The sequence below is a fragment of the Streptomyces sp. NRRL WC-3549 genome, assembly GCF_000721935.1.
Taxonomy (GTDB): domain Bacteria; phylum Actinomycetota; class Actinomycetes; order Streptomycetales; family Streptomycetaceae; genus Streptomyces.
The window spans coordinates 106,597-115,711 of record NZ_KL585395.1 but is presented as its reverse complement, the minus strand read 5'-3'; the positions used below and the strand labels follow the sequence as shown (position 1 = coordinate 115,711).

The following is a 9,115-nucleotide window of genomic DNA, read 5'->3' as shown; positions in this document are numbered from 1 at the left end:
CGCGGGACCCGGCGGGCCGCTCCCTGCCGCAGTCGAAGATTCTTCGCGGCACCCGTGTCCTGGGGGCGCCTCTTACCTGGGGGTTCCCGAAAGCTTCCGGTGATTCCGTACGCACAGGGTTGTCAGGTACACGATTCGCTCCTACAGTCCGTCTCGAACCGGGTGATGGGAGCGCTCCCATCGGTCGTGCCGGCGGAGCGCACTTCCCCAGCGCCACCCGCCGCTCCCCGCACGGCCGGCTCCCCCGCCCGGCGCACCGCTACGCAACGCCTCCGACGACCCGCTCCACGACCCCCCTCGTATCACCCCTCGGAAAAGGAGATCCCCCTCCATGGCTAGTCGCAGCAGACTCATCTCCCTGGCAGCGGTGCTGGCCACCCTGCTCGGGGCGCTCGGCCTCACCACCCTCTGGCAGGGCAAGGCGGAGGCGCACGGTGTCGCGATGACCCCCGGATCGCGTACCTACCTGTGCCAGCTCGACGCCCTGTCCGGCACCGGCGCCCTGAACCCGACGAACCCGGCCTGCCGGGACGCCCTGAGCCGGAGCGGCGCGAACGCGCTGTACAACTGGTTCGCCGTACTCGACTCCAACGCCGGTGGGCGCGGCGCGGGTTATGTGCCGGACGGCACCCTGTGCAGTGCCGGTGACCGGTCGCCGTACGACTTCTCCGCGTACAACGCGGCACGGGCCGACTGGCCCCGTACGCACCTGACTTCAGGCTCGACGCTCAAGGTCCAGTACAGCAACTGGGCCGCCCACCCCGGTGACTTCCGGGTCTACGTGACCAAGCCCGGCTGGTCTCCCACCTCCGCACTCGCCTGGGCCGACCTGGAGCTGGTGCAGACGGTCAGCAACCCGCCGCAGCAGGGGTCGCCGGGCAGCAACGGTGGCCACTACTACTGGGACCTGACGCTGCCCTCGGGCCGCTCCGGTGACGCGCTGATGTTCATCCAGTGGGTGCGTTCGGACAGCCAGGAGAACTTCTTCTCCTGCTCGGACATCGCGTTCGACGGCGGCAACGGCGAGGTGACCGGGATCGGCGGCACGGGCAACGGCACCCCCACGCCGACCCCCACGCCGACTCCGACGCCGACTCCGACGGACCCGGAGCACTCCGGTTCCTGCATGGCCGTCTACAACGTCGAGAGCTCCTGGTCCGGTGGCTTCCAGGCCTCCGTCGAGGTGATGAACCACGGTACGGAGCCCCGCAACGGCTGGGCCGTGCAGTGGAAGCCCGGGTCCGGGACCCAGATCAACAGCGTGTGGAACGGAACCCTCTCCACCGGGCCCGACGGCACGGTGACGGTGGGCGCCGTGGACCACAACCGCGTCATCGCCCCGGACGGCAGTGTGACCTTCGGGTTCACGGCCACCTCGACGGGCAACGACTACCCGGCCGGGACGATCGGCTGCGTGTCCTGAGCCGTTCGTCGGGGTCAGGCCGGGGAGCCCGGGGCACGGTGCCGGGCTGCGCGGGCCCGGCCTGATCCGGACGAGAGGCCCCAGCGGTCCGGGTCCTGGGCCCTGGGCCCGGGGTCCGGGGCCGGGACCAGGGCCCGGACCTGTGCCCGTGCTCGGGTTCCTGATCGGCCCGGCGGCCCGGTCGGTGGTCCGGTCGGTCCGGTCGGTGGTCCGGCCGAGTCGCGCGCAGCGTCGGCGCCGTCGAGGTGGCCACGTCGAGGGTGACTGATACGAGAGAGGTCATGGCGGCGGCGGCAGGTGCGGGTCCGTGGCCGGGGCCTCTCGTTTCCTGACCGGCCGGGTCACCTGCTTCGCCACGCACGACGGCAGCCCGGCCGCGCCGTCGGCCGCCTGGCGCCGGTAGACGCTGGGCGGCATGCCCACCAGTTCGGTGAAGCGCGTGCTGAACGTGCCCAGCGACGAGCAGCCGACCGTGAAACAGACGTCGGTGACGCTGAGGTCGCCACGGCGCAGCAGCGCCATCGCACGCTCGATGCGCCGGGTCATGAGATAGGAGTACGGCGATTCGCCGTAGGCCAGCCGGAACTGGCGGCTGAGGTGCCCGGCCGACATGTTCGCTCCACGGGCGAGCGCTTCCACGTTCAGGGGCTGCTGGTACTCCCGGTCGATCCGGTCGCGCACGCGGCGCAGTCGCACGAGGTCGCTCAGGCGCTGTGCTCCGGTGACTGCGCTCATGCACGCAGGATGGCACAGGAGGGAGCCTCTTTCACCGCCGGTCACGGACGCCCCGTCCCTCCGCGTCGGGGCTGGCGGCGGATCCGCTCGACGGGGCCCACGCCGAGGCCGGCCGCGGCCCCGGCCCGGCCCCGGCCCGGTCCCGGCCCCGCTCTCCGGCCCTCGGGCCGGTGCCTGCAGCCCGTGCCCGTGCCCGGAGTCGGGCACCGGGCATCAGGACCGGGAGAACCGGGAGACCGGGCACGAAGCGGCTACGGCTGCCGGGCCGCTCAGTGCACCTCTTGGATGCGGATCAGGTTCCCGGCGGGATCGCGGAAGGCGCAGTCCCGCACGCCGTACGGCTGCTCGGTCGGTTCCTGGACGACCTCGGCGCCTCCTGCCTGCACCTTCTCGAAGGTGGCGTCGAGGTCCTGGGTGGCCAGCAGGATCCAGCCGTAGGTGCCCTTGGCCATCATCTCGGCGATGGTGCGGCGCTCGTCCTCGGTGATTCCGGGGTCGACGGCCGGTGGGGCCAGCAGGATGGAGGTTCCGGGCTGGCCGACGGGCCCGACCGTGATCCAGCGCATCGTGCCCTGCCCCACGTCTTTGCGGACCTCGAAACCGAGGATGTCGCGGTAGAAGGCCAGAGAGGCGTCCGGGTCGTCATGGGGGAGGGCGGCGGTGTGAATGGTGATGTCCATGGACATCACGCTAGCCACGCCCCCGTGGCGGGTGCTTCTCGATTCCTGACCGGCTCGGGCACGCGTTTCGCGGTCCGTGCGACAGCCTTCGTACGCCGTAGCACGCCGGGTCTCCGTGGTGTACGGGCGTGGTGTGCCGGCCCTCCCCGCAGCGGTACGGCCGGTGGGCCGCGGCGGGAGGACCCGGGCGCGGGGGCGCCCTCCACACGCGCGGAGTGTCAGGCCGACCGCCCCGGCCGTCGATGACCAGGCCGCCGGCCGGCCGGAGGGGGCACGGCGCCCGTCGCTCCCCTCGCCTTCCGGACGCGGCCGAGTGGGTTCTGCGATTTCACCCGTTCGGCGCGGCCGGCCCCGGCCGAGGGCGGCTCACGAGTCCCGGGATGCCGGCGGTTGCGTAAGCCCGTACTACGTCGGCGGGTTGAGCTTGCGGAAGTACGTCCAGCTCGTCTCGTTCGGTTCGCTCCACTGCTGCGGGGCCCGGGCGAACTCCGGGTGCCGGTCGGCGATGTGGGCACGGGTCCGCTCCGGGACCTCCGTGTACGAGCCGAGTTTGCGGCCCCGGCAGTGGAAGGTGAGGCCCCCGGGCCGCTGTCCACGGGCCATCCACGGGAGCCACGGGGACATCCGGGTCCACGACATGGTGGCCGGAACGCTGGGGGCCGGGCCGGCCAGGTCGGCACGGTCGGCGAAGAACTGGAAGAGCTCCAGGGCCTTGTACGTGTCACCGGCCGAGTGGACGGGGTACTGGGCGACCGGCAGGGGTGAGGGGTAGGCGAGCGGGATCTCCAGGCTGAAGCAGACCTGTCCGCCGAGCTCGGTCGTGGGGACGGGGAAGGGCCGCCACCGCTGGTTCGCGGGATCGTTCCAGACGTGCACCACCGGCAGGTCCTGCCAGGTCTCCAGGATGTCCCGGGTGACCGGGTCCAGGTAGAAGGCGGCCTCCCGGGTGAGCAGTTGGTAGGCGTCCGGACCGGATTCGGGGTCCTGTACCAGGCGGGCGACGTTGAGACCTTCGAAGCCGAAGACGCGCTGGTAGGGCTCGTCGGGGGCCCAGGAGTACACGTCTCCGGACCACCAGAACACGACCTCCTCGCCGTCGAGCGAGGCCCGGGTGCGGGCGAGGGAGCGCAGCAGCTCAGCGGGTGTCGTCATACGGGACACTCTGCGTGATGTACGCCCCGGCCGGGTGGGAAACGTACCGGCCGGGCCCGGGGAGTCGGCGCCGAACGCGCGAACCGCCCGTACGCCGCCCTTGTCCCGCCGGTCCTCGCCTCGGAGGCGCACACCCGTCCACGAGACGCCCGCCTGTCCACGAGACGTCCGACTTCTTGTGGAAAACATTTCCGAAGCGCGGCAATCGGGCTCTCGGGCATTGCCGTATTTCGCTACGAGTGCTGCGTTTCGCCGGTTATGCAGGGGAGGCCGTCCGCCGCTCCGGGAATGATTTGTACGGAGGATTGACGGGTTGTCACCGGCGCGACGAACCACCCGCTATGGAGCGGTGGTTGATCATTTTCGTGGTAGAGTCTTAAAGCATTCACAGGACGCCGCAATTTAAAGGGGAATGGCGTGAACACCGAGAAGGTTACGGCCCGACGTCTTACGGCCGAGGAGATCGCAGGCTTGGGTCCCCAGGACGGCATTTTCGTCTCGGCAGGGATGGATGGCCTTCCTCTCGACTGCTACGCCCCGGCTTTCCTCACGGAGCCGGGTAAGAATTTCGAGGGAGGGTCCTGCGTTGCGAGGACGGTCTTCGGTGAGGAAATCCACGTCCTCCCGGACAACGCCGAAGAGGCCGGGATCTGGGTTGCCGACAAGGCGGGTCAGGAAATCGAGGTACTCCAGAGTGCCGGTGTCCTCCTGAACCTCGCCCTTTTCGTGCCGAGCGGGAACAAGGAATCCCTGGACTCGCTCTACTCCGCCGCACGGGACGCGTTCGGGGCCGGTGTCGTGCAGCGCTGGAGCGAGGAAGTCGTCGAGGTGCCGGATGTCAAGATCGACCTGTACGAGGAGCCGGCCCGGGGGCGGAAGAACGGCAACGGCCAGAACCGCGACCGCCGCGCCCTGGACATCTACCCGACCCGTGTGCGGTTCCTGGAGCCCAGCGAGGGCTGGAAGTTCATCGTCGAGCCGCACAAGGAGATCGTCGACGACACGCCGACGATCTGACCTGACGGCGGCCTGACCTGACGGCGGCCTGACCTGACGGCGGTCAGGCCGTGCGCCGGGGGTGCAGGCCCCCTCCCTGTGGCGCATGTACGAGTACGGGGCAACCGCTGGTCCTGCGGCTGTCGCCGGTGGCTCGGACGGACGCCCGGCTGGACTCCCAGCCGGGCGTTTCTGCGTGTGACGGGCCGCCGTCTCGTCCCCGCATCCGTCGCGGAGTCCCCGTGTGCGTCGCGGAATCCCTGCGTTTGTCGCCGATCCTCTGCGGAAGTGTCCGTGATCGGTAACCGAGGGATCCCGCAGAGCTGTTCGTATGTCTACATGGGCGCACGGCATCGGCGGGAACGGCAAAGGGGCGGGCGGACATGGCGAAGCACAAGGGAAGGGCCTGGCACGGCAGGCTCCTCGCGGCGGCGCTCGGAGTGACGGCGTTGGCGGCGGCGACCTCGGTGTGGACCGCTCAGGCCGGCCCCGTCGGGGGGACACCGCAGGCGGGGGTCTCGGCGCCGGAGACCCGGCCCGAGGACCAGGTGGAGAAGGTGGCGGTCGACATCGCGCACGCCTCGGACCGCGGTGACCGGGGAGTCAACATCACCATCGACGACGGTCCGGACCCCGTGTGGACGCCGCAGGTGCTGCAACTGCTCAAGGAGAGCGGCGTGAAGGCGACGTTCTGCATGGTGGGCACGCAGGCCGAGGCGTACCCGGACCTGGTCAAGGCGGTCGTGGCGGACGGGCACCGGCTGTGCAACCACACCGTCTCGCACGACACCGCCATGGACACCAAGTCCGAGGCCTACCAGTCCCAGGAGATCCTGGACGCCGAACGCATGATCACCAAGGCGTCCGGAGGCGTCCGGCCGCAGTACTACCGGGCCCCGGGCGGTGCCTTCACCCCGTACAGCCGGCAGCTGGCCGCGTCCCGGGGGATGCGACCGCTGGGCTGGAACGTCGACACCAAGGACTTCGAGCACCCCGGCGTGGACACCATGGTCGCCACCGTCAAGAGCGAGATCTCCAACGGGCCGACCGTCCTCTTCCACGACGCGGGAGGAGAACGCTCCCAGACCCTGGCCGCTCTGCGCGAGGTGCTGCCGTGGCTGCGGGAGCAGGGGTACTCCTTCGGCTTCCCCGTGCGGTGAGTGAGGCGCGTCGGCGCCGAAGCCGGGACCCGGCTCACCGGTACGGCCGTCGGATGTGAGACCGCGAGGCGGCAGAGCCCGCACCGGGCGGCACCCGGCGGCGGTGACACCGGTTCCGCCGTGCAGGGTGCGGGCCCGGCACTGTCGTCAGTGAGGGCGTGCGCGCAGACGGCTGAGGTGACCAGCGCCTCCGGGAGGTCAGCCACGGCAGCCTCTGACCATGCCTGAGACATCGGTGCGCGCTTCTACGACGAACTGGCAGACGACTACCACCGCCATCTAATCGGACTGGGACGCCGGCATCCACCGGCCGGCCGGCTGCGCCGACGACGGGGAACGGGCCGTCACCTTCCAGCTCTGGCAGTGGCACCACGACGACTTGGCGCACTACCGAACTCCTCCAGGCCCTCAGCAAGGACTGATTGGCCGGCCTCAGCTCGCCTTGGCGGGTTGGCCCGGTCGTGTCCAGGCGCTGGCGAGGCGGTAGGAGCCGGTGCCGGTCTCGATGACGGTGCCCCCTCTCTCGACCACGTCCACCACGTCCGCGCCACCGCCAACGGCCACCGCAGCGTCACTTCTCCGTCGAGGACGGCCTCGGAATGAGCTGCCGCCCCCGACCACCCCCCTCCGGACGGCTTCGACTGCCGGAGGGGGGCCTCCAGCACGTGGAGGGGCAGAGCGCGGGCACCTGGACCGGGCGGGCACGAGCCGGCCGCTGCACCGCTCTTCAGATCAGGCGTACGGAGGGCAGCCTCGCCGAGTCCGATGAGCCGGCCGGGGCCGGGACCGGGGCCGGGACCGGGGACCGGGCGGGCGGATCAGCGCAGGCCGGCGAAGAGATCGGTCTCGGGTACGGCCGCGCCGGTCGTGTCCTTGACCCGTACGAAGGTCTCCGTGCCCATCAGCTCACCGAACCTCTCCTTGCCCATCTTGAGGAAGAAGATGTTCTCGCCCTGGCTGGCGTGTGCCGCCAGCGCATCGAATTTCTGCCCGCTGAACGCGGTGGTGTCCACCCACGTGGTGATCTCGTCGTCGGGGAGGCCGATCTCGGCCATCGCGGCGGCCTCGGCGGGGTCCGGCTCCGGCATGTCCTCCTGGAACTCGCGCATGGTCTCCCCGAACCGCTGCATCGCCGAGCGGGGCATCGTCGTCCAGTACACCTTCGGTGTCAGCGTGGTCATCTCCAGCGCCGCCATCGTGATGCGGTGGGCCTGGATGTGGTCGGGATGGCCGTAGAAGCCGTTCTCGTCGTAGGTGACGACCACATCCGGCCGGTAGTGGCGCATGAGTTCCGCGAGGCGGGCGGCGCCCTCCTCCACGGGGGTCTGCCAGAAGGACCCGGGGGCGTCGTTGCTCGGCCAGCCGACCATTCCGGAGTCCGCATAGTCGAGCATCTCCAGGTCGCTGATCTTCAGCACGTCACAGCTCGCCTCGAGTTCACGGCGGCGCATCCGTGCCACGGCCGCCGGATCGTGCCCGGGCTCGCCCGGTTTGACACCCCCTGTTCCGTCACCGCAACCGCCGTCGGTACACGTCACGAGAACCGTGCGGATGCCTTCCGCCGCATACCGCGCGAGGACTCCTCCGGTGCTGGTGGCCTCGTCGTCGGGGTGGGCGTGTACTGCCATGAGCGTCAAGGGCCGGTCGGTCATGAAAACAGTCCTCCTGCAGAACTACGTCTCGGTCCGCGTGCGCGGCGGGCATACCGCGATCATGGGCCCGGGTCCTGGCGGGACGGACGACCTCGTCGTCTCCGTATTTCCCGCCCGTGCGGCGCCGGTCCCCCGGTTTGCAACCGTGCCGGTCGGACCGGTTGTTCCCGGCGCGGCCGCCCGGTCTTTCCGGATTCGGCGTTTCACGCGAACGAGGTACAGGCGGCCCCGCTGTCCGTCTCATCCGAGCCGGCTCCCGCGGAGGCGGCAGGGAAACGCACCTCAGGAGTGCCGGGCACCTGGCACAGGGCCCCGGCCTGAACGTACGCGCGCGGGCGGGCTCGGGCCACGGAACGCGCCGAATTGCCTTGACCCCAAGGGTGGTTGAGGTCCTAGCGTCAGGTCTCCAGTGACCACGCACGACGACGGGAGTAGACCTCATGATCCTTGTGACCGGGGCCACCGGAAACATCGGGCGAGCCCTCGTGAAGGAGCTCGCGGCGTCCGGCGCCGGGCCGCTGAGGGGGCTCACCCGTGACACCGGACGGGCCGCGTTTCCGGAGGGCGTCGAAGCCGTCGAGGGCGACCTGGCCCGGACGGCCACGTTGAAGCCGGCGTTGGAGGGGGTGCGTTCGCTGTTCCTCGTGTCACGCGTGGGCCCGGACGCCGAGATCATCGACGCTGCCGGGCAGGCGGGTGTGGAACACGTGGTGTTGGTGTCGTCCATCACCGTCGAGACCCATCCGCATCTCGGCCCCGCAGGCGAGAACGCGGCCGTCGAACGCCTGCTCAGGGACAGCGGCATGGCGTGGACGATCCTGCGGCCGACGCAGTTCGCCTCGAACGCGCTGTGGTGGGCGGGAGAGATCCGCGAGCACGGAACGGTCCGCGCACCCTATGCGGAGGTCGGCCTCCCCACGATCCACCCCGCCGACATAGCGGCGGTGGCCCGGTTCGCGCTGGCCGAGCCCGGCCACCGGGGGCGGACGTACCCGCTGACCGGCCCGGAGAGGATCACCGCCCGTCAGCAGGTCGAGACCATCGCGGCGGTACTGGGACGGGAGGTGCCGTTCACCGAGATCGGGCGGCAGGAGGCTCATCGGGGGATGGCCGCCTTCCTCGGCGACGAAGCCGCCGACGCGGTGCTCGACGTGACGGGCGGCGATGTCAACGATGAGCTGATCACCGTACGTGACACGGTTGCTCGGATCACCGGTTCCCCGGCCAGGACGTTCCGCCAATGGGCCTCGGAGAACGCTGCGGCCTTCACCTGATCCGGCGATCCGGGACCCATGCACCGCCTGCCGGCGGTGGGGC

Annotated in this window: 8 protein-coding genes; 4 read left to right on the top strand and 4 right to left on the bottom strand. The window is 70.5% G+C overall.

The window, feature by feature from the left end:
• Positions 1-331 precede the first annotated feature (331 nt).
• Complete coding sequence (locus IH13_RS0113325; RefSeq protein WP_031084098.1) at positions 332-1,423, top strand: lytic polysaccharide monooxygenase auxiliary activity family 9 protein; 1,092 nt, start codon at positions 332-334, stop codon at positions 1,421-1,423.
• A 279-nt stretch (positions 1,424-1,702) separates the two neighbouring features.
• Here the strand turns inward: IH13_RS0113325 and IH13_RS0113320 are convergent, their stop codons facing one another.
• The 3 genes from IH13_RS0113320 to IH13_RS0113310 all read right to left on the bottom strand — a co-directional run bounded on the left by IH13_RS0113320 (position 1,703) and on the right by IH13_RS0113310 (position 3,990).
• Positions 1,703-2,158, bottom strand: a complete 456-nt coding sequence (locus IH13_RS0113320) for a helix-turn-helix transcriptional regulator (protein ID WP_031084096.1) — start codon at positions 2,156-2,158, stop codon at positions 1,703-1,705.
• 269 nt (positions 2,159-2,427) lie between these two features.
• The gene (locus IH13_RS0113315; protein ID WP_031084095.1) at positions 2,428-2,838 is read right to left on the bottom strand and encodes a VOC family protein; all 411 of its coding nucleotides are present in this window, start codon (positions 2,836-2,838) and stop codon (positions 2,428-2,430) included.
• A 405-nt stretch (positions 2,839-3,243) separates the two neighbouring features.
• Positions 3,244-3,990, bottom strand: coding sequence for a DUF1838 family protein (locus IH13_RS0113310; RefSeq protein ID WP_031084093.1), 747 nt, complete (start codon positions 3,988-3,990; stop codon positions 3,244-3,246).
• Between the two features lie 417 nt (positions 3,991-4,407).
• On the opposite strand from IH13_RS0113310, the gene IH13_RS0113305 reads away from it, so the two are divergent.
• A complete protein-coding gene (locus tag IH13_RS0113305) occupies positions 4,408-5,007 on the top strand; it encodes a hypothetical protein (RefSeq protein ID WP_031084091.1) in 600 nt (199 codons plus the stop codon).
• 362 nt (positions 5,008-5,369) lie between these two features.
• Positions 5,370-6,146 carry a polysaccharide deacetylase family protein gene (locus IH13_RS0113300; RefSeq protein ID WP_031084089.1) on the top strand — a complete coding sequence of 259 codons (777 nt, stop codon included), beginning with the start codon at positions 5,370-5,372 and terminating at the stop codon, positions 6,144-6,146.
• Positions 6,147-6,964: 818 nt separating this feature from the next.
• On the opposite strand, the gene IH13_RS0113290 is transcribed toward IH13_RS0113300, so the two are convergent.
• Positions 6,965-7,798 carry a PIG-L family deacetylase gene (locus IH13_RS0113290; protein ID WP_031084087.1) on the bottom strand — a complete coding sequence of 278 codons (834 nt, stop codon included), beginning with the start codon at positions 7,796-7,798 and terminating at the stop codon, positions 6,965-6,967.
• A 440-nt stretch (positions 7,799-8,238) separates the two neighbouring features.
• Here IH13_RS0113290 and IH13_RS0113285 point away from each other — a divergent pair, with 440 nt between their 5' ends.
• Complete coding sequence (locus IH13_RS0113285) at positions 8,239-9,072, top strand: NAD(P)H-binding protein (protein WP_031084086.1); 834 nt, start codon at positions 8,239-8,241, stop codon at positions 9,070-9,072.
• Positions 9,073-9,115: the final 43 nt, after the last annotated feature.

Bases quoted from the DNA above. Each gene is read 5' to 3' on its own strand.
- IH13_RS0113325 (WP_031084098.1), top strand. From the start codon at position 332: ATGGCTAGTCGCAGCAGACTCATCTCCCTGGCAGCGGTGCTGGCCACC.
- IH13_RS0113320 (WP_031084096.1), bottom strand. From the start codon at position 2,158: ATGAGCGCAGTCACCGGAGCACAGCGCCTGAGCGACCTCGTGCGACTG.
- IH13_RS0113315 (WP_031084095.1), bottom strand. From the start codon at position 2,838: ATGGACATCACCATTCACACCGCCGCCCTCCCCCATGACGACCCGGAC.
- IH13_RS0113310 (WP_031084093.1), bottom strand. From the start codon at position 3,990: ATGACGACACCCGCTGAGCTGCTGCGCTCCCTCGCCCGCACCCGGGCC.
- IH13_RS0113300 (WP_031084089.1), top strand. From the start codon at position 5,370: ATGGCGAAGCACAAGGGAAGGGCCTGGCACGGCAGGCTCCTCGCGGCG.
- IH13_RS0113290 (WP_031084087.1), bottom strand. From the start codon at position 7,798: ATGACCGACCGGCCCTTGACGCTCATGGCAGTACACGCCCACCCCGAC.
- IH13_RS0113285 (WP_031084086.1), top strand. From the start codon at position 8,239: ATGATCCTTGTGACCGGGGCCACCGGAAACATCGGGCGAGCCCTCGTG.